Source organism: Erythrobacter sp. (assembly GCA_019739335.1).
In the GTDB taxonomy this organism is placed as follows: domain Bacteria; phylum Pseudomonadota; class Alphaproteobacteria; order Sphingomonadales; family Sphingomonadaceae; genus Alteraurantiacibacter.
On sequence record CP073261.1, the window covers coordinates 3,002,158 to 3,026,879 of the forward strand.

Here is a 24,722-nt window from a genome sequence, read left to right on the forward strand (position 1 = left end):
ATACCGGCATTCTGAACGCTGCCCCTCCGGGCAGGTGTAGGGAATAACAGGCGATGTCCGCACCCAAGCTGCTCCTCGTGGAAGACGACAAGGCGCTTGCCGAGCTGCTCGAATACCGTTTCGAAAGCGAAGGCTATGACGTACGCTCCACCGCCGATGGTGACGAAGCGATGATGATGGCGGCGGAAGACGCCCCAGATCTGGTGATCCTCGACTGGATGATCGAAGGCACCAGCGGCCTCGAAGTTTGCCGCCGTCTGCGCCGCGAAAAGTCCACTGCGCATGTTCCGATCATCATGCTCACCGCGCGGGAAGCGGAGGATGACCGAGTGCGCGGGCTGGAAACCGGCGCCGACGATTACGTAACCAAACCCTTTTCCCCTCGTGAACTGCTCGCGCGCGTATCCGCAGTCCTGCGTCGCGTACGCCCCGCACTGGCGGGAGAAACCGTCGAAGTAGGCGATCTGCGACTCGATCCGGTGGCGCACCGGCTGGAGCGGCGCGGCCAGGAACTGCAGGTCGGGCCTACAGAATACAGGCTGATCAAGTTCTTTATGGAACACCCGCGCCGGGTTTTCTCGCGTGGTCAATTGCTTGACGCCGTTTGGGGCACAGGCAGCGAAATCGAGGAACGCACCGTGGATGTGCACATTCGCCGCCTGCGCAAAGCCATTGCGGTAGACAATCTCCGCGACCCAATCCGCACAGTTCGTTCTGCAGGATATGCGCTCGAACCCGTGTAAACTCGATTCAACGCACTGCGCAGGTGCAACATTCCATGCTGCAAATGCATAATTAGCGGAATTGCAGTGATATTTGTGGCATCGGCGCAACAACTCATCGCAAGTTTGCCTCCTTTCGGAACAGTTTACACGCTTGGGGGTTCACATCATGCCGCACTCGCGTTATGGCGGCTTTGTACTTTGAACGACCCCAACAAGAGGGACTTATGAAAAAGATCATCACCAGCGCCGTTGCCGCCAGCATCATGCTCGGCTCCACTGCATCCGCCGTCTCCGCTCAGGCGCTTGACCGTGAGGCCGCTGCTGTCTCTCAGTCCGAAGAGGCTGGGGCCAGCACTCTCCTTATCGTTCTGATCGTTGCGGCCATCATTGCCGGTGGCATCATCGCCATCGAATCGGGCGAAGACGACGACGATCTGCCGACCAGCCCTTAAGCGCTGCGGCATTACCGAATACGATAACCCCCGCTTCGGCGGGGGTTTTTGTTTGCCTGTTCGATCTTGGAAGGGTCGGCTTCAGCGACAGGCGCCCCGGCCCACTCCTCGCCCCTGATCGAAGTGGAAATGATCGGCGTGGGCGGCATTGTAATCGGGCGAGAGAACTGTTCCGAAGCTGCTGCACGCCGAATCGCGTACCGCGCGCAGGAACTGGGCTTCGCTCTCGTCGCCGTTCCAGTCCCGGAGCACGCTCACGCGGCGTCCGTCGGCCAGCGCAAAGCCGGCTATGTCGATGGCATTGCCCGTTGCATGTTCGCTCCAGCGCCCTGATGCTGCGCCATACATTCGGCGACAGCTGTAAGTTCCGAGCTGCTCCACCTGCGTAACCTGCGAATCGAAATATTGCTCCGCCAGCCGTTGTACGTCCTGTTCCAGCCAAAGGACCAATCCCGCAGCGACCGGGCAGGTCATTTGCGGTTCTGCGGGAGATAGAAGCAGATCGGCTGGAATCAGCCTATCCCCCCGTCGACATTCGGCTTCACCAGCGGCGGGGAGCGCGGTGAAAGCGATTTCGCTGCGGTCCAGCACCGCGTGGCATGCAGGCACATCGCCCCGCAGGGCGGTAAGTTTTCCCGCGGTCGCCATTCCATGCGGATCGCGCAGGTCGAGCGGCGCCCAGGGATTGTGCTGCGGATTTTCCTCCAGCCAGCTGCGTCCGGCCAGCAGCAGCGCGATACCCACCAGCAGCGCCGCCAATGCCGTATCCATCGGGGCAATGCGCGGCCAATTTCGCTTTTTCGGCGCCATCAGTGGAAATCACGCGATTTTGGGATGATACGGACATTGCGCGGGTGCCCACGCGTGTTGGGCAACTGATCGATCAGGTCGCGTGGGCGGATGGCCTCGTGTTCTTCGCCATCGTGCAGGCCATTGGAGGGATTGATCTTGCCCGATGGCAGCGGCGAATTGACATGATCGGCGCGCGCCAGCGGGGCGCTGAGCAGGTCGTCCGACAGGCGATGCAGCTCCGCTGTTGCGTCGGTCATCGAATGGGCGATAACGTGGATCACCTCGTCATCATATTCCACCCGCCCGCGCACTTCCATCAACCGCGATCCCATCACCACCTTGCGCTGTTTTTCCTTCAGATCGGGCCAGACGACCAGATTGATCGTGCCCGTCTCATCCTCCAGCGTGATGAAGCACACACCCTTGGCACTGCCCGGCCGCTGACGAATCAGCACCACGCCTGCCACCTGAACCATCGAACGGAACTTGCGGTTCCTGAGATCGCAGGCGCGCACGAAACCGCGTTCGGCAAGGCTTGCCCGCAGGAAGGCCAGCGGATGCGCCTTCAGGCTGAGCCGGATAGTCTGGTAATCGGCGACCACTTCTTCGGAAAGCGGCATTTGCGGCAGGATCGCCCTGCGGCGCTCGGCCCCCTCGTCACGTTCATCGGCATGGGCGAACAGCGGCAGCCCCGCCCCGCCCACCAGGCTGCGCGCATCCCACAGCGCCTGCCGCCGGGTCATGTCGAGCGAACCGAAGGCATCGGCGCTGGCAAGTCGCTCGATATGCGCCACCGGCAGCCGCGCCCGGTCGCGCAGCTTGGCGACATCGGCAAAAGGGCCATGATCCGCGCGCGCGGCGAGCAGTTGCGCAGCGACATATTCGGGCAGACCGTCCACCTGCCGCAGGCCGAGACGCAGGGCGATGTGTTTGTCCTGGCGACCGGATTCGGATTCGGAATCACGCGAAGAATCCAAATCCCCCAGCACCTCCAGAGTGCAGTCCCATTCCGAAAAGTTCACATCAACCGGCAGCACCGTCACCCCATGCTCCCTCGCATCGCGCACGATCTGCGCCGGCGCATAAAACCCCATCGGCTGCGAATTGAGCAGCGCGCAGCCGAACGCGGCGGGAAAGTGGCACTTCAGCCAGCTCGAAACGTAAACGAGGTGTGCGAAGCTGGCGGCGTGGCTTTCGGGGAAGCCGTATTCGCCGAAGCCGCGGATCTGGTTGAAACAGCGCTGGGCGAAATCGCGATCGTAGCCGCGCGCCACCATCCGTTCGACCATCATGTCCTGCAATTCGTCCACCATCCCCCGGCTGCGGAAGGTCGCCATGGCCTTGCGCAGCCGGTTGGCTTCCAGCGAAGAGAACTTCGCCGCGTCGAGCGCGATCTTCATCGCCTGCTCCTGAAAGATCGGCACCCCCAGCGTGCGCTCGAGAATGCTGGAAAGCTCGTCCGGCGGGCCGTGCTCGGGCGCGGGCGCGGGGATTACCACCTTCTCCGCACCCCGGCGGCGCTTGAGATAGGGGTGTACCATGTCGCCCTGGATCGGCCCCGGACGCACGATCGCGACCTGGATCACCAGATCGTAGAATTCGCGCGGACGCAGGCGCGGGAGCATGTTCATCTGCGCCCGGCTTTCGACCTGGAACACGCCGAGCGAATCGCCCTTGCGCAGCATTTCGTAGGTTTCCGGGTCCTCGCGCGGCACGCTGGCCAATTGCAGGCGGCGACCGTGGTGATTTTCCAGAAGATCGAGGCATTTGCGGATGCAGGTGAGCATCCCCAGCGCCAGCACGTCCACCTTGAGGATGCCCAGCGCCTCGATATCGTCCTTGTCCCATTCGATGAAACTGCGATCGGGCATGGCCCCGTTGCCCACCGGCACTGTCTCGGTCAGCGCTTCCTTGGTCAGGATAAATCCGCCGACATGCTGCGAGAGATGGCGTGGTATTCCAATCATTTGCCGGGTCAAGGCGAGAACCCGTCGCAAGTGCGGATCACTCAGGTCCATGCCCGTTTCGGCAACGTGATCCTCGCCGATTTCGGTCCCCCACCCGCCCCATACGGTGCGCGAGAGCGCGGCGGTGACATCTTCGGAAAGGCCCATCGCCTTGCCCACTTCGCGGATCGCCATGCGCGGGCGATAGTGGATGACGGTGGCGCACAGCCCCGCGCGGTGGCGACCGTACTTGCGATAGATGTACTGGATCACCTCCTCGCGCCGTTCGTGCTCGAAATCGACATCGATATCGGGCGGCTCCTTGCGCTCCTCCGAGATAAAGCGATCGAACAGCAGCGCGTGCTTCGCCGGATCGACGCTGGTGATTTCGAGGCAATAGCACACCGCCGAATTGGCCGCCGAGCCGCGCCCCTGGCACAGGATCGGCGGATCGACCCCGCGCGCATAGTCGACGATATCCTTGATGGTGAGGAAGTAACGGGCGAGATCCAGCTTGCCGATCAGCGCCAGTTCGCGGTGCAGCGTCTGCCGCACGCTGTCGGGTACACCGGAGGGATAACGCTGGTCTGCCCCCCGCCATGTCTCGGCTTCGAGGAATTGCTGCGGCGTCATGCCGTCTGGGTAAATCTCCTCGGGATATTCGTATTTCAGTTCATCGAGGCTGAACTCGCAGGCATCGGCCACTGCGCGCGCGGCGGCAATCGCCTGGGGCCAGCGGGCGAACAGCGCCTGCATCGCCTGCGGGCTCTTGAGGTGCCGCTCGGCATTGGCGTGGAGCAGGTGCCCGGCGCTCGCCACCTTGGTCTTGTGGCGGATGGCGGTCATCACATCCTGCAAGGGGCGACGATCGGGCGCGTGGTAATGCACATCGTTGGTGGCGAGCAGCCGCAAGCCATTCGCCCGCGCCAGAGCATCGAGCCGGTCGATCCGGGCGATATCATCGCCGCTGTAGAGATAGCTGGCGGCGAGATAGCCCAAGGTGGGGAGTTGGCCGCAGAGGTGGCGCAGGAGATCGGGGTACGGGGCGGTCACCCGATCCCATTTCTGTTCGTCACCCCGGACTTGATCCGGGGTCCCGCTCGGTTCGGAGGCAAGCGGGACCCCGGCTCGGGGACCGGGATGACGAAAGGGAATGACATTGCTCGGCACCACAATCGTAAACCGCGCGTCCAGATCGCGCGGCGGCAGTGCGATCAGTTGCAGCCCTTCCGAATGCTCCGCCAGCATCGTCAGGCTGATCTCGCAGGCCCCCTTGTCCTGCCAGCCGCCGTCGAGTGTCTGCATCCGCCCCCTGCTGATGAGGCGGCAGAGGCGGCCATAGGCGGCGCGATCGCGCGGGTAGGCGAGGAACGCCAAGCCCTCCACTGTCTCGATCCGGCAGCCAATCACCGGGCGCAGTTTGAGCGTCTTGGCCTCGCCATGCACCCGCACCACCCCCGCCATGCTATTGGCATCGGCGATCCCCACGGCATCGTAACCCAGCGAACGGGCGGTGAGCACGAGGTCCACCGCATCCGACGCGCCGCGCAGGAAGCTGAAGCACGAGACGAGACCCAGCTCGACAAAGGCCGCGCGCGGCGGCGCGTCTATGCTGTCCGGATCGAGCTCGATCGTGCGCTTGGGGAGGACATCGCTTTCGGGCACGTCACGCCGTCAATTCCGCCAGCCGCGCCCGCACTGCCGCCAGATCGGCCGCGAACAGCCGCTCCTGCTCCTCGCGCGCATCGCCGTCGAGCCGCAGCAAGTAGGATGGGTGTGCCGTCACCCACAGTTCGCTCCCGTCTTCGAGCGGGATCGGCGCGCCGCGTGCCTTGGTGATGCTGACCGTCTTGCCGAGCAGTCCGCGCGCCGCAGACGCTCCCAAGGCCAGCACCAGCTTCGGCTGCACCACCGCGCGTTCGGCTTCCTGCCACCAGCGGCAGGTGTCGATCTCCCTGGCGGTGGGCGACTGGTGCAGCCGCCGCTTGCCGCGCTGCACGAACTTGAAATGCTTCACCGCGTTGGTGACGTAGGCTGCGCTCCGGTCGATCCCGGCCACTGCCAGCGCCGCATCGAGCACCTGCCCCGCCGGGCCGACGAACGGGCGACCGGCAAGGTCTTCCTGATCACCCGGCTGTTCGCCGACGATCATCAGAGTGGCGCGTTGCGGCCCCTCCCCCATCACCGCACGATTGTCGAGTTCGCCGATGGGACAGTTACGACAGGCGTGAATCGCCTTGTCGATTGCCGCCAGCGTTTCGGGTTTCGCCTGGTATTCCATCCTGCCTTCCGCCACCATTGCAGCCTCGCGCGCTTGCGCGCCTGCGATCAGTTCGGGAATCAACGCTGCTTCGGGCATGTTTTTCCAATATTTCTTCGGCATTTCCTTCAGCATCGCGCCGATCTTCAACCGCGCGGGATTGAAGATGGAGGCATAGTACTTGCGCCACAGGTCCTCCGCCGGATCGTCGCCGGGCGCATCGGACTTCTGCGCGGGCGGGCCTTCGCACAACACCTTGCCATCCCAGTGCAGGCTGCCGCGCGGGGTCAGGATCGACCAGTGCATATTGGCGAAACGGCGGACGAAAAAGCCCGCCTCGCGCCGGAGGATGTGATGCTCCGGCTCGAACCAGGCGACGTAATGCTCGGGCGCTTCGGGCTCGTCGCCATCCTCCACCCGCCGGAAGCGGACGAAAGCATGCATCTTGTGCGCATCGCGGCGCACCGCCTTTTCCAATTCCTCCACCCGGCGGACCTCGGGATCCGCCTTGTCCTCCATCATCCTTGGGGAAGACTGGAGCCGCCACAGCAGCCGGTACAGCAGGGCAAAGCGTTCCGGATCAGTATGATGCATGGCGCTTTGCGCAATTTGCAGGAACCGCTTGCTCGCGCGCACCACCCGCGCGGGATCGTCCGGCTGCGGCACGCGGCGGTCACCATGTGCGAACAGCGATCCTGTGCCGCCCGGCTCCACCCAGGCTACACGGTCGGGCGGTACATCGCACTGCACCAGTAGCCGCGCCCGCTCGCGCCAGAAGGTGAAATCGTCGGGCTCGGGCAGGCTGATGACGTAGTATGCGCCGAGCCTGACGTGCTGGAGGGCAGTCATGCCGCAAACAGCTCCAGCTGCTCCTGCTTCGGGGCCAGCAGCGCGCGCAGATCGGCGCGGTCGGTCAGCAGCAGCGGGCGCCAGTCGGCGGTGACAATGAACGGGCGCACCTTGGTGACCGAGACGGTGAGCTTGGCCACATCCTCCAGCCGCAGCGTGCGGTGGCGGCGGCTGGCGAGGATCTGCGCCACTGCGCGCGTCCCCAGCCCCGGTACCCGAAGCAACATTTCACGCGAACAGCGGTTCACATCCACCGGGAAATGTTCACGAAACTTCAGCGCCCAGGCGAGCTTGGGATCGATGTCGAGCGGCAGGTTGCCGTCCGCCCCGGTCGCCTGCACCACTTCCTGCGGCGCGAAGCCGTAGAACCGCATCAGCCAGTCGGACTGGTACAGCCGGTGTTCGCGGAGCAGCGGCGGACGCTTCAGTGGCAGCACCGCGCTGGCATCGGGGATCGGTGAGAAGGCCGAATAATAGACGCGGCGCAGGCGGAACCGGTCATAGAGCCGGCTGGCCTTACCGACGATATCGGCATCGCTGGCCGCATCCGCGCCGACGATCATCTGCGTCGATTGCCCGCCCGGTGCGAAGCGCGGCGCGTGGCGAAAGCGCTTCTTCTCGTCCTTGGCCTGAATGATCGCCATTTTCACCCCGCCCATCGCCCCTTCGATCTGGGTGGCATTCTTGTCCGGCGCGAGGCGGGTCAGCCCCGCAACCGTCGGCATTTCGACATTGATCGAGACGCGATCGGCATAGAGCCCTGCCTGGTGCACCAGCGCCGGGTCCGCTTCGGGAATGGTCTTCAGGTGGATGTAGCCGCGAAAATCGTGTTCATCCCGCAGGATACGTCCCACTTCTACCAGCTGTTCCATCGTGTGATCGGCGCTCTTGATAATGCCGGAGGAGAGGAACAGCCCCTCGATATAATTGCGCCGGTAGAAGGTCAGCGTCAGGTCCGCCACTTCCTGCGGGCTGAACCGCGCCCGCCGCGTGTTCGAGCTCTTGCGGTTCACGCAATAGTGGCAATCGAAAATGCAGTGGTTGGTCAGCAGGATCTTCAGCAGCGAAATGCAGCGGCCATCGGGCGCATAGGCATGGCAGATGCCCATCCCCTCGGTCGAGCCAATGCCCTTCCCGCCCTTCGAATTGCGCTTGGCCGTGCCGGAGGAGGCGCAGGAAGCATCGTATTTCGCTGCGTCGGCAAGGATTTCCAGCTTCTGGATGGTTTCGAGAACAGGCATTTGTTCTTTATATGTTCTTGCATCCGATTCGCAAGGCGATTGCGGCAAAGCGATTACCGCTCAAAATCCGTATTCCCTTTTGCGAAGCGCTCGCATAAAGAACGGGGGCGTACCGGGCCCCTCTGGCGAGCAACTGCTCGTGATGTCGGACGTGAGAGAGAGGGGCGGCCGAACACTCACATCGCCTCCCCCACGATATGAGGAGACGATCATGATGACCCGCAGAACCGTTTTGGGAACCACTGGTGCCTTGGGAGCGAGCGCCCTGCTCGGTGGCGGTGCAGCACTTGCCGCGCAGGACAGCGACGGCGGACTTACCCCCGCCCCGCCCGCAACCGACCTCACTCCCGATCAGGCGCTCGATCTGCTGCGTGAAGGCAATGCCGCCTTCCTGCGCGGCGAGCAGACGCGGGTGCTCACCAGCGCCCAGCGCCGCCTCGATCTGGCGACCGGGCAGAACCCCTTTGCCGCCTATGTTTCCTGCTCCGACAGCCGGGTGCCGCCGGAACTGCTGTTCGGCCGCGGACTGGGCGAACTGTTCATCATCCGCAACGCCGGGAATACCGTCGATACGGTGGCGCTCGGCTCGATCGAATATGCGGTGGCGGTGTTGCAAGTGCCGCTGGTGGTGGTGATGGGCCACCAGAGCTGCGGAGCAGTGAAAGCGGCGACCGACGTGGTCAACGACAATGCCACCTTCCCCGGCCAGATCGGGCGGATGATCGAGCCGATCATACCCGCCGTGCTCGCCGCGCGCAGCGAGGACGGCGATTTCCTCGACAATTCGGTACGCGCAAACGTGCGCCGCGTGGTGCGCCAGCTGCGCGAGCAGACCGATCCGATCATGATGGAGCCGCAGCGTTCCGGTCGCCTCAAGGTTGTCGGCGCGTATTATGGCCTTAACGACGGGCAAGTGGACTTCTTCGATCTGCCTTGAGCACATCTCCCGCGCCGACCCACCCCGCGTGCTCCGCGGGGGATTCTTCAGGCTTTAACCATGTCCGTTCACCCCGGCTTTACCAATGCCCTTCACATTCCGGCAAAAGAATGGAAACGGGGCACTGCTATGAGATTGTTCGGGCGCGAGAAAACCATTCCGGCCCCCGAACGCCGGGGCGCGCCGCGGGTGCGGGTGGATTGCCTGGCCACGCTGGTGATGCCGAGCGGTAATGTCGCCGGGAGATTGTTCGACATTTCCGATGTCGGCGCGCGGCTGTCCATGGAAAACCCTCCCGGCATGGGCTGCGGGGCGATCCTCGAATGGCCCTGGGGCGAGGCGTTCTGCCATATCACCTGGGTCAAACCGGGTATGTGCGGGGTGACTTTCGATCGCCCGCTGCTGGCCCGCGTGCTAAACGAAACGATTGAATCCGCACCCGCCGGACCGCGACTCGTTCATTCCGGACAACGAGAAAGCACGCAGGGCACTGCATCGCCCGGTTCGGCGGATATACCCCCACGCCTGTTCTGCTGATCCGGCAAAACCCGGTTGAGGCGCGCGGCAGCTTCGGGCAATGAACCCGAATGGATATCATGGCCCTGCTTACCGATCCGGCCGCCTGGCTGGCCCTGCTCACCCTGATCGCGCTGGAGGTGGTGCTCGGCATCGACAACCTCATCTTCATCGCCATCCTGTCCAACAAGCTGCCCGAACACCAGCAGCAGCGGGCGCGGCGAATCGGATTGATGCTGGCGCTGGTGATGCGAATCGGGCTGCTGATGCTGATCGGCTGGATCGTCACCCTGCAGAACCCGCTGTTCGATCTGGGCCTGCAAGGCACGCCCAACGACTATGGCGAGCCGAGCTTCGAGACCGCCTTTTCCGGGCGGGACCTGATCCTGCTGGCTGGCGGGCTGTTCCTGCTGTGGAAGGCGACCAAGGAAATCCACCATTCGATGGAGCCGGAAGACAATTCGGGCGACCTGCTCGACAAGACCCCGGGCGTGGCAAAAGCGGCCACTGCCACTTTCGGCGCAGTGATCGCGCAGATCGTGGCGATCGATCTGGTGTTCTCGGTCGATTCGATTCTCACCGCCGTGGGCATGACCGACGACATCCCGATCATGGTTGCCGCCGTGGTCATCACCGTCACCATCATGCTGTTCGCCGCCGACCCGCTCGCGGGCTTCATCGAGAAGAACCCGACGCTGGTGATGCTGGCGCTGGCCTTCTTGGTGATGATCGGCGTGGTGCTGATCGCCGACGGCTTCGGCTTCCACGTGCCCAAGGGCTATATCTACGCGGCGATGGGCTTCTCGGTGGGGGTGGAGATACTCAACATCGTGCAGCGCAACCGGCGGGCGAGGTTGGCGGCGGCTGGGTGAGTTCGGGGACGCCCTATGTTCCCGCTTGCTCATACCTTCTCGTGCCTTCGCACTTCAGCTCACCCTGAGCTTGCCGAAGGGTAGCCGCGACGTTCCCGTTTAGGCAGAGTTAGTGGCTGTCCTTCGACAAGCTCAGGATGAGCGAGATTGGCCGTGGGAGGCCAAGTAAGGTGCCCCGGCGGTCGAGGGTCCACACCTCACCCGCACAGCCCCTGCAAGAACCAGTCAGGCTCCCCGCCCCGCCCGTCTCCGGCGAGGCCCGCACGGTAGATCCAGTAGCGGCGGCCCGTGGCGTCCTCCACGCGGTAGTAATCGCGCAGGCGGGTGGCGCCTTTCTCGCGCCACCATTCGGGAGCGATGCGTTCGGGGCCTTCCACGCGAGCTATGTCGAACAACGAACCGCGCCAGCGGAATCGGCGGGGGTAGCCGTCGGGGCTGGCGTAGAGCACTGCGATCCGCTCTGCCCGGTCGAGCAGTTTCAGCGGCCGCGCGTGGAAGGCCAGTTCCTCCTGTTGCGCCGATTCGCGTTCGAGCGGCGGTTGCCAGCCCACGCTGCGTTCGGGAATGTGGCTGGCGCGCAGCACCGGGCGTTGCACCGCGTCCCTGCCCAGCCGCACCGTCAACCGGTCGATACAGGCGGCGAGCGAAGTGCCGTGTTCCTCCGCCGCCGCTTCGAGATCGGCCTGCGCCAGCGCGAGAGGTTCGGCCCATGAGGCGCGCAGCCGCAGCATCTCGATCCCGAACCCGGCATCGACGTGGTCCAGCCGAGCGGCGAACAGGCGGCACACGTGCGCGGGATCGCGAGTGGCCATGGCCAGTTCGAGATCGCGCAGCACCACTTCGCCATCTACCCGCCACAGCCCCAGTTGCAGCCGCCGCGCACCTTCGCCCCGCCCTTCGAGCACGCGGGCCATATCGGCGGCGAGGTCTGCCACCACCTGGTCGAGCAGCTCGCGGTGGCGGATCGGCTCCATCAGGCGCCGCTGCACCAGCGGGGCGCTGACGGGGATCACCGGGAGCAGCGGTTCGGGCACCCGTCCGGCAAGCTGGTCCATCCGAATCAGCGGATTGGCGGCGGGGGAGCGGCGGTTGCGGAAGCGGCGGTGAATGGCATCGCGCCCGCTCGCGCCCTCGCCCACGCCCAAACCTAAGCTGGTGAGATCGCCGAGCCGCTTGAGGCCGAGGCGGCGCAGCACCAGCAGCACGTCGGCATCGAGCCGCAGCGCCGCCACCGGCAGGTCCGCCAGTCGCAGGGCGATATCCTCTTCCGGGCCGAGGATCGTTCCTGCGGGAGCATGATGTGCCAGCGCCCATGCCGCCCCGGCGGTGGGCGCGATGGCGGCGCGCACTGCCAGCCCGCGCGCATCGCAGCGGGCGGTGACATCGGCGAGCAGGCGGCGTTCCCCGCCGAACAGGTGCGCCACGGCGGTGACATCGACCAGCAGCCCATCGGGCGCGTCGATCGCGCTCCACGGCCCCCAGCGCTGCGCCCAGATCGCCAGCCGCTCAAGGAAAGCGAGATCGCCTGCCGGATCGCTAGGGCGGACCTGCAAAGCCGGGCACAGCGTGCGCGCATCGGCGAGCATCATCCCGCGGGCGGCGCCTTCCGCGCGCCCGGCCGCATTGGCAGCTTCGATGCGCGGGCCGTGCGCGGTTTCGGCGATCAGGACCAGCGGCTGCGCATCGGCCCCTTCCCCGCGCTTGCAGGGTTCAGCTTGCCGCCAGCGATCGAGCGCCAGCTCGCAGGCCCAGATCGCCATGATCCGGCGCGGCGGGAGCATGGGCGGGAGTGGCGCGTTCGGCGGCGAGGAAGGCGTTTCCATCTCGCAATATCCATTCTCCGGGAGTGTGGGTGCGGGCGCGGAACAGTTCGGCGTGCCAAGCCGGACGACCGGGCGCGGCAGTGTTCCACAGCGGCGGAGCGGAAGGGGCGGCGCGCACCTTCCAGCGCATCCGTGCCGAGCTGAGGTCAGGTTCTGCGTCGAGCCGGATCAGGAACAGCGGCACATTGTGCTTCTCCGCCGCAAGGCTGAGGCGGCGCGAGGCAGTGAAGGAGAGTGCCTTCGGATTGCCCGCCAGTTCGCCGATCACGCAGGCCAGATCGCGGCAGCGCACGCCTTCCTCCAGCGCGAACAGCGCGTCCTCGGACGTCTTGGCGGCAACATGGATCAACCGGTGGCGCAGTGCTTCGGGCAGGCCGGGGCGATAGGGCCTGCCGGAGAGCTTGCGCGCCTTTTCATCCTGTACCCACAATACTGCGCCTTCTTCCGCTCCTTGGCCCAACTTGCCCGCGCCGCGCACGCGCAGACCATCGAGCGCCAGTGCCAGCGCCGCGCCCGTCCCGCTCGCGTCATCGGCAGGGGCGAAAATCTCGCTGTGCAGCGGGCACTTGCTGCCGGGATGCCAGCGCGGATTGGCGGCACCTTTACTGGCACCGGCACGCGCCAGTTCCGCCGCACGCGGGAGAGCTGCCATGTCCATGCGAATCGACTCCTTTGTTCCTTTTATGTTCCGTTTTGCGGACTTTGGCAACCAGACCAAGGGAGGATTGGAACCCTATCCCCCGCTGCGCCGTTGATGGCCAAAGGAGACTACCCATGAGCGATACCAAGGAACTGAAGCAGGACTTCTGGAAGGCGCTGAACGCCAGCCCCTTCGTCTTCCTTCATTTGGATAACGAGCCGCACAATGCCGTGCCGATGACCGCGCAATTGGACAAGGATGCCGATAGCGAAGTGTGGTTCTTCACCCGCAAGGATCACACCTTGGCCAAGGGTGGCCCCGCCACCGCCACATTCGCGGGCAAGGACAACCAGCTGTTCGCACGCTTTTCCGGTACCCTGTCGCATGAGCGCAGCCGCGAGCGGCTGGAGAAGCAGTGGAATCAGATCATCGAGGCCTGGTTTCCGGGCGGGAAGGACGATCCCAACCTGCTGATGCTGCGAATGGATCTGGGCCAGGCCGAAATCTGGAACAGCGACCTAGGCTTTGTCGATAACGTAAAAATGCTGCTCGGCTTCGACAGCAGGGACGAAGCGAAGAAAGAGCACACTGAAACAGTGCTCTGATAGGCAACGAACAAAACGAAAAGGCCGCGCTGCCCCAGGACAGCGCGGCCTTTTTCGTATCAGTCCGGTTTGTGACTGCTCGGCGTATCAATCGGGAAATCGTGCTCCTGCCCGCCGATATCATCGACCACTTCCACAATCCCCTTGCCAAGGTGGCTGTGCCGCCGACTGTAACCAAGGTAGACCGCCAGCCCGATCACCGTCCAGATGGGAAGCACAAGCATCGCTTCCAGCGGCAGGTTGAGGAACAGGAACAGGCAGCCAAGGATCGTCAGCGGGCCGATGATTGCCAGCGCCGGAACCCGGAACGAACGCTGCCGCGCCGGATCTGTCCGCCGCAGCACCATCACCGCCACTGCCACCATCAGGAAAGCATAGAGCGTACCGGCATTGGCAATATCGGCAAGCTGACCTACCGGGAAGAATGCCGCGCCCACGGCCACCAGCACACCGGTGATCGCCGTTACGACATAGGGCGTCCTCCACTTGGGGTGGACCTTGGACAGGCCTTCAGGAAGCAGGCCATCACGGCTCATCACGAAGAAGATGCGCGTCTGCGCGAACAGCAGCACGAGGATGACGGAAGGCAAGGCAAGGATCGCCGCATAGCCGAGCATGTTGCCAATCGCACCGAAACCGATCTGCCGCAGCACATGCGCCAGAGCTTCATTCGAACACACCAGTGCATCGGCATAAAGCGGCATGGCGCATTGGCGCGCCAGTTCCTCGGAACCGGCCGGGAACGGAATACCGTTCGGCCCCATGATCGGCTGGCCGCCGATGGTGCCGATCGCGCCCGCTGCGACAAGGATGTAGAATACCGTACAGAACAGCAACGAGCCGACCAGACCGATGGGCACGTTACGCTGAGGGTTCTTCGTCTCCTCCGCCGCCGTCGAAACCGCATCGAAACCGACATAGGCAAAGAAGATCGTCGCCGCAGCGCCAACCGCCCCAACGCCGGTTCCCCAGCCGCCGAACACACCGGCGGGCAGGAACGGATTGAAATTGGCCGGATCGAATTCACTGCTCGTCAGGGTAAGCGCGATGAAGGCGGTCAGCGCGGTCACCTTGATCAGCACCAGCACGGCGTTGACCTTGGCGCTTTCGGATGTGCCCACCATCAGTAGCCACGTCACCAGCAAGGCGATGATCATCGCGGGAAGATTGATGAAGCCACCCGGCGCCCCGCCGAGCGCCAGCGGTCCTGCCGTGAGCCAGGCGGGCATCGATATTCCGAATGTATCGCCCAGAATTGTTCCGGTAAAATACCCCGACCAACCGACCGACACCGCCGAAGCGGCAATCGCGTATTCGAGGATCAAGGCCCAACCTACAGTCCAGGCGAGCAATTCGCCCATTGTTGCATAGCTGTAGGTATAGGCTGAACCCGCTACCGGGATCATCGCGGCGATTTCCGCGTAGCACAGCGCCGCAACAATACAGACCAGACCGGCTATAACGAAGGCCAGCATCAGTCCCGGCCCGGCCTTTTGCGCCCCGGCGGCCGTCAGCACGAAAATACCGGTGCCGATGATGCAGCCGATGCCGAACAGCATCAGCTGGAATGCACCGAGCGAACGGTGCAGAGATTTCTTTTGCGCTGTCGCCAGAATGGCGTCGAGCGGTTTGATGCGATCGAAGATCATGGACGTGATTGCCCCACCGGCCCGAGGCGCGAATGTCCTGCCCAGCCGCCGGTTAGCTCTCCTAGTCTGTTACATGATTACGCAAAAGCGCAATCATATGCAGCTATTCGAAAAGGCTGGGGAAAATTCCCACAATCACGATAGCGGTAAGTGCGACCGGGCACAGGTAGCGCACCAGGAACAGCCAGAACAGGTGCAACCCTCCGCTCAACCCGTTCTCCATGTCCACCAGCTTGCGGTCGGCGAACCAACCCACGAACAGTGCGGTAAGGATCGCGCCGATCGGCATCAGCAATTTCGCCGTCAGCCCGTCCAGCACATCGAAGAAACCCTGCCCCTCGAACAGCGGGATGAAGCCGAGCGGATGCCAGTCTGCCAAGCTGTTGAAGGAAAGCGCCGAAAGCGCGCCCAGTACCATCGCCCCCGCGGCCACGATCGAAGCGCTGAGCGGGCGGGCAAACCGGAACTTCTCGATAACCCATGCTGTCGGCACTTCGAGCAAAGCAACAGAACTGGTGAGCGCGGCAAATCCGACCATGATGAAGAACAGCAGACCGACCACCGATCCGAACGGCATTTCCTGGAACGCGTGCGGCAAGGTCTGGAACATCAGCCCCGGGCCGGAGCCGACCGGCAGGCCCGCTGCGAAAACGATGGGGAAGATGCACAGCCCCGCGATCAGCGCAACCGCGGTATCGGCGCCGGAAATGATCGTGGAAGTGCCGGCCAGGTTGACGTTGCGACCGACATAGCTGCCGTAGGTAATCATGCCGGCCACCCCAAGCGACAGTGAGAAGAAAGCCTGCCCGACTGCGGCCAGCATCACTTCCCCGGTCAGCTTTTCGGGTTCGAAGGTAAAAAGATAGGATACCGTCTGTGAAAAAGCGCCGCCGAATGCGCCGTAGATCGTGATGGCGATCAGCAGGATGAAGAAGGCAGGCATCATCCATTTGGCGACGAATTCGATCCCGCCGGAAACGCCCCGCGCCACGAAGTAGAGCGATACACCAAGGAACACCGCGTCCAGCCCCACCATCAGCGCGCCATTCTCGAACAGCGCCGGGAGAAGGCCCTCGATCTCTTCCGCAGGGCGGCCTTCGAACGCACCGCCGACGACGCCGCTGGTGAAAATATCGCCGATGAATATGCCCATGTAATAGAGTACCCACCCGCCGACCACGCAGTAGAAGCTAAGGATCAGGAAAGCGGAAAAGACGCCGATGCTGGCGAGGATATCCCAGTGCGGGCTGGCGCGCGAGGCACTGGCAACGCGGCGGACACTTTCAGGCGCGGATGACTGGCCGTGGCGACCGATCAGCGTTTCGGAAAGCAGCACTGGCAGCCCGATCAGGATCACGCAGCCGATATAGAACAATACGAAGGCACCGCCGCCATTGGCTCCCGCTTCAGCGGGGAAGCGCCAGAGATTTCCCAGGCCGACTGCCGATCCGATTGCAGCAAGAATGAATGCGCTACGCGAAGACCAGCCGTCCCTGGTCGAACCCGATTGGGTAAGTGCCATATGAAATTTTTCCTCTCGACCCGGAAGATGGCTCCCTATGGCATTGAAATGGGGGTCGCGTCGAGGGGTGGGTCTGGTAAAGGGGGGCATGTCCACCACCTTTACGCTCGACACTGCGACCAGCCGCGCCAATCCCACCCCCCAGCCGATGCGGCGGCTCACCGTGCCGAGCATCCGTGCGCGCAAGGTAGACGGGGTGACCGCGGAACCGATCGTCATGCTCACCGCCTACACTGCGCGGCAGGCACAATTGCTCGATCCGCATTGCGACATCCTGCTGGTGGGGGATTCTCTCGGTCAGGTCATCTATGGACTCCCCTCCACCATTCCGGTCACGATGGACATGATGGCCAATCACGCCGCTGCCGTGGTGCGCGGTTCGTACCATTCGGTGGTGGTGGTCGATATGCCGTTCGGTGCCTACGAAGCCTCGCCGCAGGCGGCTTTCGCGGCGGCGGCGGCCCTGCTCAAGGCCAGCGGCGCAGCGGCGGTGAAGCTGGAAGGCGGAGCGGCAATGGCTGAGACAGTGACATTCCTCGTCCAGCGCGGCATCCCGGTCATGGGCCACGTCGGCCTGACGCCGCAGGCGGTGAACGTACTCGGCGGCTATGGCGCGCGCGGGCGAAGCGATGCCGAGGCGGAGAAGATCGTCGGCGATGCCAAGGCGCTCGATGCGGCGGGCGCCTTTGCGATTGTAGTGGAAGGGGTGCTGGAACCCATTGCCATTGCCGTGACAGAGAACGTCGCGTGTCCGACGATCGGCATCGGCGCGTCAGCCCGCTGCGACGGGCAAGTTCTGGTGACCGAGGACATGCTCGGCATGTTCGAACGGGTGCCGCGTTTCGTGAAGAAATACGGCGACATCGCCACAACCATCGCCGATACCGCCGCGCAATATGCCGCCGAGGTGCGTGAGCGGAGCTTCCCCGGCCCGGACCAGCTCTATCAGCCCAAGGACTGATTGGTCCGACTGAGCCGCCCGGCGAGGGGGGCGGAAATCACCATCTGCAACAGGTGATAAAGCAGCACCGGCAGGAGGACGAGACCCGCCGCTTCGGGCGCGAACAGCACGCTGGCGAGCGGTGCGCCCATGGCGATGCTTTTCTGCGCTCCGGCGAACAGGAATGCAATTCGGTCTGGCCGGGCCAGTCGCAGCGTGCCGCCGAGCCACCATGCCCCGATGAAGCCGAACGCCAGCATCACGCCGACCAGCGCCAGAAGAGCTGCCCAAGAGCCCAGGTCGATCTGCGTCCATATTCCCTGTTCGACCGCGCTGGAAAAGGCGACATAGACGGCGATGGCGATGGCGATGCGGTCCATCCAGCTGAACAGCAGCCGCCGATCCGCCACCAGTGATCCAAAGCGCGACTGCAACAACTGTCCGATGGCAAAGGGCAGCAGCAGGATCAGCCCGATCCGTTCCAGGCCGCCCAGGTCAATCCCGGGTCCGCTGCTGCTCGCCAGCAGCGCAACCAGCGGTGCGGTGATGAATACGCCCAGAATGTTCAACACCGCCGCTGCCACCACCGAATTGGCCACGTTCCCTCCGGCAATCGAGGAATAGGCGGTCGCCGATTGCACAGTGGATGGAAGAACGCCGAGAAACAAGAACCCCAGCGCGACGCTGGCGGGCAGGACGCTGGCTGCAGGACCAGCCAGCAGCCACCCTGCGAGCCCCATCGCCCCAAAAACGAACAGCGCGAGCGGCAGCAGGAAGCGCCAGTTGCGCAAGCCGTGCAGCACTTGCGCGCGCGGCAAGCGCAGGCCGTTGAGCAGGAACAGCGCGAAGATCGCAGCGTCTGAAACCAGCCGCGCCACCGCCCTGCCCTCGCCCGTCACCGGCAGCACACTCGCCAGCACGATCGCCAGCAACAGCAGCCGCACCAGCGGATCGAAGAGGGTGAACAGGCGGGCAGGCATGGCCCGGCGCTGTGCAAGCTAAGGCTCAGTGCTGCAAGTCGTATTGCTTGAGCAGATCGTAGAGCGTCGGGCGGCTGATCCCCAGCAGCTTGGCGGTGCTCGAAATATTCCCCTCGCTGCGGGCCAATGCATGGCGGATCACCTTGCGGTCGGCCTTCTCTCGCGCGCTCTTGATGTTGAGCACGGTGGTGTCCTGATCCTCCTCTTCCGCCAGATCGAGATCGCCCGCGCCGATCAACTTGCCATCGGCCATGATAACGGCGCGCTTCACCCGGTTTTCCAGCTCACGGACATTGCCCGGCCAGGCCCAGCCGTCGATCGCCGCCAATGCATCGGGCGCAAAGCCGGTGACCGAGGGGTTCATCTCGCGCGAGAAGCGCTTGAGGAAAGCCTTGGCCAGCAACGTCGCGTCGCCCGGCCGTTCCGCCAGTGACGGGATCTTCACCACTACTTCGGCGAGCCGATAGAACAGATCTTCGCGGAACCGCCCATCGCCGATCATCGCTTCCAAGTCCTGATGCGTGGCGCAGACGATGCGGGTGTCGACAGCAATCGACTTGCGCCCGCCAATCCGTTCGATGGTGCGTTCCTGCAGGAACCGCAGCAGCTTCACCTGCAAAGGCAGGGGAATGTCGCCCACTTCGTCGAGGAACAGCGTGCCCCCCGCCGCCAGCTCGATCTTGCCCTCGGTGGTCTTTACCGCTCCGGTGAAAGCGCCTTTCTCGTGCCCGAACAGCTCGCTTTCGAGCAGGTTCTCCGGGATCGCCGCGCAGTTGATCGCGATGAAATTGCCGTGCTTGCGGGTGCTGGCATCGTGCAGCCCCTTGGCGAGCAGTTCCTTGCCCGTCCCGCTCGCGCCGAGCAGCATGACCGAAACATTGGTGTTCGCCACACGCTCGATCGTGCGCGCCACCTTGACCATTTCCGGCGCGGACGTGATCAGCCCGCCGAGCACGCGGTTGCCCTCCCCTGCCTTTTCCGCCAGCGCGCGGTTCTCCTGCTCTATCCGGTGCAGGTTGAACGCGCGGCGTACGATCAGGCCCAATTGCTCGATATCGACCGGCTTCTGGTAGAAATCGTAGGCTCCGCGCTCGATGGCGGTCAGCGCGGATTCGCGCGCGCCGTGCCCAGAAGCGACAATCACCTTGGTGTCCGGCTTCAACGCCATGATCTCGTCCAGCACGGCAAAGCCTTCGCTGGTGCCATCAGGGTCCGGCGGCAGCCCGAGATCGAGCGTGACGACCGCTGGCTCCTCCGCGCGCAGGGCAGCAATGGCGCTCGCCCGATCACCGACGATGGTGACAGCGAAGTCCTCGTAGGCCCATTTGAGCTGTGCCTGCAGCCCGGCATCGTCCTCGACGATCAGCAATCTTGGCAGGCTTTGGGGTTTGCTCTCGGCCATTACGCCACCTCTTTCGATTGATCGGAATAGTTCTGCATGGTGCGGTAGAAATCGCTTTGCTCGCTCAGCGGCATTCGAATCACAAAGCGTGTGCCCAGCCCCTCGCGCGATTCTACATCGAGCCGCCCGCCCATTGCTCGAACCAGTTCACGTGCTTCGTAGGCGCCAATGCCGAAGCCTCCCGGCTTGGACGAATGGAACGGCTTGAACAGCCGCGTGCGTATGAATTCGGGCGACATGCCGGTGCCCGAATCGACAATCTCGATCACCGCATTGCCCGGTTCACGGCCCAGTTCAATCTGCACCGGCGCGTGGCTCTCGCTCGCCTCCACGGCGTTCTGCACCAGATGCATCAGCGCCTGTTCCAGTGCCTCGGCATCGGCGCGCACCTGGCACGCCTCGTTTTCTACCAGCACCACCTGATGCCGCCCTTTGTAGAGTCCGCAGATTTTCTCCAGCAGCGGCGTGAGCGCGAATTCCTCCCGCTCGCGCCCGCCCATGCTGCCATAGCGACCAAGGCGAGCCAGCAGCGCCTGCAACTTGTCGGTGGAATTGCGCAAGGTAAGGATCATGTCGGCGCGGAATTCGGGCTTGTCCGCGTGCTTTTCCGCATTGCGTGCCAGCAGCGAGAGCTGGCTGGCAAGGTTCTTGATATCGTGCATCACGAAAGCGATGCGGCGATTGAATTCGTCGAACCGTTGCGCTTCGCCCAGGGCATCCTGGCTGGTCTGTTCGGCAAGGTAGCTGGCCAGCTGCCGCCCGATCACCCGTAGCAGGTCGAAATCTTCCCAGTCGAGCCGCCGGGCCAGTGGCGGCCGCGCGAGTAGCACCACGCCCACCAGCCGCTCGTAATGCAGCAGCGGGACCAGCGCCCAGCTCGCCTCGTCCTCCAGCAGCCATTGCGGACAGGCCGCGGCGGGGATGCCCTGCTGGCTGCCCCGGCGCAGATCGTCGATGTCGAGAATGAACTGGCTGCTCTCGAAGAACCGCGCGCCTTCGGTCGAAATCGCTTCCCCCGGCACATCAAGCTGCGGCCACTGCCAGCGCGCCGCCAGCGCCAGCCCGCCTTCCTCGCGCGGGGTGAACAGCATTCCCGAAGGGCTGTCGGTGATATCCGCCACCGCCTGCACCGCGCGTTCGAGCAGCGGCGCGGATTGCGGCCCCGCGCGCCCGATCGTCTCCGTGAAGCGCAACCATTCGGAACGGTAATCGTAGCGATGCTGGAACAGGTTCTTGGACAGCGTGACCCGCAGCCAGCCCCGCAATTTGCGCGAGGGAAGCACCGTCAGGGCCACGGCGCTCGCCAGCAGCACGAAGCCCGCTTGCAGGATCCGTCCGTAATCGCTGCCGACATAGGAAAGCCCCTGCGCCACCACCACCATCACAGCGAGGTAAGCACCGATCAGCAGCAGCGAGAACGACTGGAAGGCAAAGCTGCGCGACGGGCGGAAGCGCAGCTCGCTCTCGTTGCGCAACATCCCCATCGCCAGCAGCACCACCGTCACCAGCAGCGCCACCGCGCGCAGGTTCTCCAGCAATTCTGGCGTGCCACTGCCCAGATAGGCGATGGTGTAGAAATTCAGGTCATAAAGGAACAGCGCCCCCAGCCCCGCCGCCGGCCAGCGCAGCGCGAGCCGCGCCTGCTGCGAAGCGCCGACATAGAGATTGTGCACCAGCACCAGCGCGCCGATGTTGAGCATCAGCCGGAAGGTAAAGGTGAATTGCAGGATCAGGTCCTGCGCGGCGGGCTGCGCATCGTACTGCAACCGCGCAGCGATCAGCGCGAACTGCATCGTTTCGACCAGCGCCAACGCGGCCACCACCGGGCGGATCGGAGCGAGGCTCTTGTCCCGCTGGTCATGCCAGAACATCCGGTACAGCATCCACAGCCAGGCCAGGTTGCTCGCCACAAGAAACAATTCCTCGGTCACGCTGTCGCGCCCGAACCCGGCGAAGGCGAAGCACCACAGCGCTGCAATGCCAAGCGCAGCCGCGCTGGCGCTTACTGCCGGCCCCTGCGCGCGGCTGTTGGTCGCCAGCCACAGCGCCAGCGCAACCGCCGCGCAGGCGGTGACCAGATAGCCAAGATAGGCGATTAGATCCCAGGCCACGCCCATCAGCGGGCTCCTTCCGGCCAGAGCACCACCCGCAGCGTTTGCAGCATGATCAACAGGTCGAGGAAGGGCGTATAATTCTTCGCGTAATAGAGATCGTATTCCAGCTTCTGGCGTGAATCCTCGATGCTGGCGCCGTAGGGATAATTGATCTGCGCCCAACCGGTAATCCCCGGCTTCACCATGTGCCGTTCGGCATAGAAAGGCAGGTGCTGTTCCAGGTCATTGACGAATTGCGGCACTTCGGGGCGCGGGCCGACGAAGCTCATGTGACCGGTGAGCACAGTCCAGACCTGTGGCAATTCGTCGATGCGCACCTTGCGGATGAAAGCGCCGACGCGGGTAATGCGCGGGTCTTGCTCCTGCGCCCATTGCGCGCCATCCTTCTCGGCGTCCGTGCGCATGGAGCGCAGCTTCACGAGTTCGAAAGTCTCGCCATAGAGCCCCACCCGCTGCTGGCGGAAAAAGGCCGGGCCCTTGCTGTCCAGCTTCACCACGGCGGCGAACAGGGCGATTACCGGAAAAGTGAGCAGCAGCAGCAGGCCGCTGGCGCTGATGTCGAAAATCCGCTTGGCGACACTGGAAATCGCCCGCCCTGAGGAAAACCCGTCGGAGAAGATCAGCCAGCTTGGATTGAGCGTATCGAGATCGACCCGGCCCGTCTCACGCTCAAGAAAGCTGGAGAAATCGTTGACGTGGACTCCCGCAGTCTTGACCCGCAGCAGGTCCTTCAGCGGCAGGGCATTGCGCCGTTCCTCCAGCGCCAGCACCACTTCGGTCGCGCCGAGATTGGCGACATGAGCGGAGAGATCGGCGATTGCGGAACGCGGAATCGCCTCGGCCACCTGCGGTGCGCTGTCGGCCATGCTGATATAGCCTACAACTACAAAGCCGCTGTCGGCCCGGTTGCCCAATTCTTTCAGCCGCTGCGCCCGCAGGCCCGCCCCCAGGACAAGCACCCGCCTGCGGAAGGCCGAAGTGCCGAGAATGCCGCCGGTGACCATCCGGTTTACAACCAGCAGGCCGATCGCCAGTACCATCGCGTAGAGCAGGATCGAGCGCCACACGGTAGAGCCCGGAAACAGGAAATCGAGCAGCGCTAGCGCGAGGATCGACAGGCTCACCGCCACCAGCAGCCGCGCCCCGGCAAAACGCAGCGAACGCAGCGCTTCGGTCCCGTACACACCCACCGCGATCATCGCGGTCATTGTGGCGATGCCGAACCCCAGGAGCGGCAGGATCCGCTCGCTCCACGGACCGGGCGAAATGCCGATCTGGCTGGTGCGCAGGCTCCACGCGAGATCGGCTGCAATCAGCAGCAGCCCGAAATCGAGCAGGCCCAGCAGCAGCACCGCGTGCGGGACGTAATGTTTGAAGAGACGGATCATCGCTCCAGCCAGAAAGCATGGCGGGAAAATTCCCGCTGTGCTGTCTGGCTAACGGCGATAAGTGAAATGTCGGTAAACTTTACACCTGCAAAGGCAGGTAACGACTTTATTCCGAAATGCTGTCGGCAGCTTCCTGGGCAGCATCGCCTACCTGGCTGGCGGCATTACCGACATCTTCAGCCGCTCCGGCGACGGCGCCGTCCTTTGCAACTTCCGCGTCGCTCATCTGGCTGAAGATAAACAGGGCGCCCGCTGCAAGAACCAGCAGAATGACGAGGAGAACCCATTTTCCTCCGCCCGAAGATGGCTCCGCGTCGCGGATGACTGTGGTGCGCGTATGGGTATCGCCATCCGGTGTGTTGATTTCGGTGATGCGTTCTTCGGCCATGATATTCCTCCTCTTGGTTGCGCTAGAAATCCCCCGCGCCCGCCCCGGTTCCCGCACTGATGGTAAAGCGAATTGGTAAGCGGGAATTAACCAGCTTCCGCCTGTCCGGATTAACAACTTGCGGTCTATGCAATTGGAATGGCGCAAATTTCCAAGCCACCCATACCGCTGAAAATGTACAAGCATTTCGCCGTCTCCACGGTGGCGTTGACGGCGTGCATCGCGATGTTTGCCGATAGCGATAACCGGGCGGCAGCGGCCGGGCAGATCGCCGAGCAGGAGCAGCAGGAACCGAACGGGGCTGGCAGGGAGATCGCCTCGTCGACCGAACTCGTGCGTCGGGATACCGTAGCGCCGCCCTCGTTCGGCGATGAAGATGGCGGTTCGGCTGGCTGGGGTGGCGGTAGCGGGGGCGGTAGCGGGGGCGGTAGCGGGGGCAGAGCAAGTGGCGGCTCGCGTGCAGCCAGCAATCCCGGAAGGATCGCAGTCCCTGGCTACGAACAGGCCTTCATCGAAAGCTTGACCGACGAAGAATACCGCGCCTTCCTTCAGACCTTGCCCCCGGAAATGCGTGGCAGCCGGGACATGACTCCGGATCGCGCGGCGCAGCGCGCCGCGGTGGAGGCCGCCTCCGCCCGTCGTGCCGGGCAAAGCGGGTCAGGCTCCGACGGGCCCGGATAA

At 63.9% G+C, this 24,722-nt stretch carries 21 protein-coding genes; 8 read left to right on the forward strand and 13 right to left on the reverse strand.

The annotated features are described in order from the left end of the window. The first annotated feature begins 53 nt into the window (after positions 1–53). Positions 54–743: a phosphate regulon transcriptional regulator PhoB gene (phoB, locus tag JY451_14710; protein ID QZH74877.1), complete on the forward strand. Its 690-nt coding sequence runs from the start codon at positions 54–56 to the stop codon at positions 741–743. Positions 744–949: 206 nt separating this feature from the next. Next, the gene (locus JY451_14715; protein QZH74878.1) at positions 950–1,177 is read left to right on the forward strand and encodes a hypothetical protein; all 228 of its coding nucleotides are present in this window, start codon (positions 950–952) and stop codon (positions 1,175–1,177) included. Positions 1,178–1,258: 81 nt separating this feature from the next. Here JY451_14715 and JY451_14720 read toward each other — a convergent pair whose 3' ends face one another. From JY451_14720 to JY451_14735, 4 genes are read right to left on the reverse strand one after another with little or no spacing between them, the layout of a single operon-like run. Beyond that, a complete protein-coding gene (locus JY451_14720) occupies positions 1,259–1,948 on the reverse strand; it encodes an extensin family protein (GenBank protein QZH74879.1) in 690 nt (229 codons plus the stop codon). 38 nt (positions 1,949–1,986) lie between these two features. Then, positions 1,987–5,580: an error-prone DNA polymerase gene (locus JY451_14725; protein QZH74880.1), complete on the reverse strand. Its 3,594-nt coding sequence runs from the start codon at positions 5,578–5,580 to the stop codon at positions 1,987–1,989. 1 nt (position 5,581) lies between these two features. After that, positions 5,582–7,024, reverse strand: coding sequence for a UdgX family uracil-DNA binding protein (locus JY451_14730; GenBank protein ID QZH74881.1), 1,443 nt, complete (start codon positions 7,022–7,024; stop codon positions 5,582–5,584). Beyond that, entirely contained in the window at positions 7,021–8,265 is a 1,245-nt protein-coding gene (locus tag JY451_14735; protein ID QZH74882.1) for a putative DNA modification/repair radical SAM protein, read from the reverse strand. The genes JY451_14730 and JY451_14735 overlap by 4 nt, the downstream gene beginning before the upstream one ends. Positions 8,266–8,479: 214 nt before the next feature. Here JY451_14735 and JY451_14740 point away from each other — a divergent pair, with 214 nt between their 5' ends. The 3 genes from JY451_14740 to JY451_14750 all read left to right on the forward strand — a co-directional run bounded on the left by JY451_14740 (position 8,480) and on the right by JY451_14750 (position 10,590). After that, positions 8,480–9,202: a carbonic anhydrase gene (locus JY451_14740; protein QZH76752.1), complete on the forward strand. Its 723-nt coding sequence runs from the start codon at positions 8,480–8,482 to the stop codon at positions 9,200–9,202. 129 nt (positions 9,203–9,331) lie between these two features. Then, entirely contained in the window at positions 9,332–9,739 is a 408-nt protein-coding gene (locus JY451_14745) for a PilZ domain-containing protein (GenBank protein ID QZH74883.1), read from the forward strand. 50 nt (positions 9,740–9,789) lie between these two features. Next, positions 9,790–10,590: a TerC family protein gene (locus JY451_14750; GenBank protein QZH74884.1), complete on the forward strand. Its 801-nt coding sequence runs from the start codon at positions 9,790–9,792 to the stop codon at positions 10,588–10,590. Between the two features lie 197 nt (positions 10,591–10,787). Here the strand turns inward: JY451_14750 and JY451_14755 are convergent, their stop codons facing one another. Together JY451_14755 and JY451_14760 are read right to left on the reverse strand one after the other, a co-directional pair. Continuing rightward, complete coding sequence (locus JY451_14755) at positions 10,788–12,350, reverse strand: DNA polymerase Y family protein (protein ID QZH76753.1); 1,563 nt, start codon at positions 12,348–12,350, stop codon at positions 10,788–10,790. Next, positions 12,301–13,071, reverse strand: a complete 771-nt coding sequence (locus JY451_14760; GenBank protein QZH74885.1) for a recA-like protein — start codon at positions 13,069–13,071, stop codon at positions 12,301–12,303. The genes JY451_14755 and JY451_14760 overlap by 50 nt, the downstream gene beginning before the upstream one ends. 116 nt (positions 13,072–13,187) lie before the next feature. Here JY451_14760 and JY451_14765 point away from each other — a divergent pair, with 116 nt between their 5' ends. Next, positions 13,188–13,658, forward strand: a complete 471-nt coding sequence (locus JY451_14765; protein QZH74886.1) for a pyridoxamine 5'-phosphate oxidase family protein — start codon at positions 13,188–13,190, stop codon at positions 13,656–13,658. Positions 13,659–13,717: 59 nt separating this feature from the next. Here JY451_14765 and JY451_14770 read toward each other — a convergent pair whose 3' ends face one another. Then, positions 13,718–15,307 carry an amino acid permease gene (locus tag JY451_14770; GenBank protein QZH74887.1) on the reverse strand — a complete coding sequence of 530 codons (1,590 nt, stop codon included), beginning with the start codon at positions 15,305–15,307 and terminating at the stop codon, positions 13,718–13,720. A 103-nt stretch (positions 15,308–15,410) separates the two neighbouring features. Next, on the reverse strand, positions 15,411–16,829 hold the full coding sequence (locus JY451_14775; GenBank protein ID QZH74888.1) for a sodium-dependent transporter: 1,419 nt from the start codon (positions 16,827–16,829) through the stop codon (positions 15,411–15,413). An 88-nt stretch (positions 16,830–16,917) separates the two neighbouring features. On the opposite strand from JY451_14775, the gene panB reads away from it, so the two are divergent. Further along, the gene (gene panB, locus JY451_14780; protein QZH74889.1) at positions 16,918–17,790 is read left to right on the forward strand and encodes a 3-methyl-2-oxobutanoate hydroxymethyltransferase; all 873 of its coding nucleotides are present in this window, start codon (positions 16,918–16,920) and stop codon (positions 17,788–17,790) included. On the opposite strand, the gene JY451_14785 is transcribed toward panB, so the two are convergent. The 5 genes from JY451_14785 to JY451_14805 all read right to left on the reverse strand — a co-directional run bounded on the left by JY451_14785 (position 17,775) and on the right by JY451_14805 (position 24,041). Next, positions 17,775–18,749 carry a bile acid:sodium symporter gene (locus JY451_14785; protein QZH74890.1) on the reverse strand — a complete coding sequence of 325 codons (975 nt, stop codon included), beginning with the start codon at positions 18,747–18,749 and terminating at the stop codon, positions 17,775–17,777. The genes panB and JY451_14785 overlap by 16 nt on opposite strands. A 25-nt stretch (positions 18,750–18,774) precedes the next feature. After that, the gene (gene prsR / locus JY451_14790; GenBank protein ID QZH74891.1) at positions 18,775–20,151 is read right to left on the reverse strand and encodes a PEP-CTERM-box response regulator transcription factor; all 1,377 of its coding nucleotides are present in this window, start codon (positions 20,149–20,151) and stop codon (positions 18,775–18,777) included. Then, positions 20,151–22,268 (reverse strand): PEP-CTERM system histidine kinase PrsK, encoded by a 2,118-nt coding sequence (prsK, locus tag JY451_14795; protein QZH74892.1) that lies wholly within the window; start codon positions 22,266–22,268, stop codon positions 20,151–20,153. The genes prsR and prsK overlap by 1 nt, the downstream gene beginning before the upstream one ends. Then, the gene (locus tag JY451_14800) at positions 22,268–23,653 is read right to left on the reverse strand and encodes a TIGR03013 family PEP-CTERM/XrtA system glycosyltransferase (protein ID QZH74893.1); all 1,386 of its coding nucleotides are present in this window, start codon (positions 23,651–23,653) and stop codon (positions 22,268–22,270) included. Before JY451_14800 ends, prsK begins: the two co-directional genes overlap by 1 nt. Before the next feature lie 106 nt (positions 23,654–23,759). After that, the gene (locus tag JY451_14805; protein QZH74894.1) at positions 23,760–24,041 is read right to left on the reverse strand and encodes a hypothetical protein; all 282 of its coding nucleotides are present in this window, start codon (positions 24,039–24,041) and stop codon (positions 23,760–23,762) included. Between the two features lie 138 nt (positions 24,042–24,179). On the opposite strand from JY451_14805, the gene JY451_14810 reads away from it, so the two are divergent. Beyond that, entirely contained in the window at positions 24,180–24,722 is a 543-nt protein-coding gene (locus JY451_14810) for a hypothetical protein (GenBank protein ID QZH74895.1), read from the forward strand.

What these genes read in the sequence shown, in the direction of transcription:
- phoB (QZH74877.1), top strand. Translation starts at nt 54, where the DNA reads ATGTCCGCACCCAAGCTGCTCCTCGTGGAAGACGACAAGGCGCTTGCC.
- JY451_14715 (QZH74878.1), top strand. Translation starts at nt 950, where the DNA reads ATGAAAAAGATCATCACCAGCGCCGTTGCCGCCAGCATCATGCTCGGC.
- JY451_14720 (QZH74879.1), bottom strand. Translation starts at nt 1,948, where the DNA reads ATGGATACGGCATTGGCGGCGCTGCTGGTGGGTATCGCGCTGCTGCTG.
- JY451_14730 (QZH74881.1), bottom strand. Translation starts at nt 7,024, where the DNA reads ATGACTGCCCTCCAGCACGTCAGGCTCGGCGCATACTACGTCATCAGC.
- JY451_14735 (QZH74882.1), bottom strand. Translation starts at nt 8,265, where the DNA reads ATGCCTGTTCTCGAAACCATCCAGAAGCTGGAAATCCTTGCCGACGCA.
- JY451_14740 (QZH76752.1), top strand. Translation starts at nt 8,480, where the DNA reads ATGACCCGCAGAACCGTTTTGGGAACCACTGGTGCCTTGGGAGCGAGC.
- JY451_14745 (QZH74883.1), top strand. Translation starts at nt 9,332, where the DNA reads ATGAGATTGTTCGGGCGCGAGAAAACCATTCCGGCCCCCGAACGCCGG.
- JY451_14750 (QZH74884.1), top strand. Translation starts at nt 9,790, where the DNA reads ATGGATATCATGGCCCTGCTTACCGATCCGGCCGCCTGGCTGGCCCTG.
- JY451_14755 (QZH76753.1), bottom strand. Translation starts at nt 12,350, where the DNA reads ATGGCGATCTGGGCCTGCGAGCTGGCGCTCGATCGCTGGCGGCAAGCT.
- JY451_14760 (QZH74885.1), bottom strand. Translation starts at nt 13,071, where the DNA reads ATGGACATGGCAGCTCTCCCGCGTGCGGCGGAACTGGCGCGTGCCGGT.
- JY451_14765 (QZH74886.1), top strand. Translation starts at nt 13,188, where the DNA reads ATGAGCGATACCAAGGAACTGAAGCAGGACTTCTGGAAGGCGCTGAAC.
- JY451_14770 (QZH74887.1), bottom strand. Translation starts at nt 15,307, where the DNA reads ATGATCTTCGATCGCATCAAACCGCTCGACGCCATTCTGGCGACAGCG.
- JY451_14775 (QZH74888.1), bottom strand. Translation starts at nt 16,829, where the DNA reads ATGGCACTTACCCAATCGGGTTCGACCAGGGACGGCTGGTCTTCGCGT.
- panB (QZH74889.1), top strand. Translation starts at nt 16,918, where the DNA reads ATGTCCACCACCTTTACGCTCGACACTGCGACCAGCCGCGCCAATCCC.
- JY451_14785 (QZH74890.1), bottom strand. Translation starts at nt 18,749, where the DNA reads ATGCCTGCCCGCCTGTTCACCCTCTTCGATCCGCTGGTGCGGCTGCTG.
- prsR (QZH74891.1), bottom strand. Translation starts at nt 20,151, where the DNA reads ATGGCCGAGAGCAAACCCCAAAGCCTGCCAAGATTGCTGATCGTCGAG.
- prsK (QZH74892.1), bottom strand. Translation starts at nt 22,268, where the DNA reads ATGGGCGTGGCCTGGGATCTAATCGCCTATCTTGGCTATCTGGTCACC.
- JY451_14800 (QZH74893.1), bottom strand. Translation starts at nt 23,653, where the DNA reads ATGATCCGTCTCTTCAAACATTACGTCCCGCACGCGGTGCTGCTGCTG.
- JY451_14805 (QZH74894.1), bottom strand. Translation starts at nt 24,041, where the DNA reads ATGGCCGAAGAACGCATCACCGAAATCAACACACCGGATGGCGATACC.
- JY451_14810 (QZH74895.1), top strand. Translation starts at nt 24,180, where the DNA reads ATGGCGCAAATTTCCAAGCCACCCATACCGCTGAAAATGTACAAGCAT.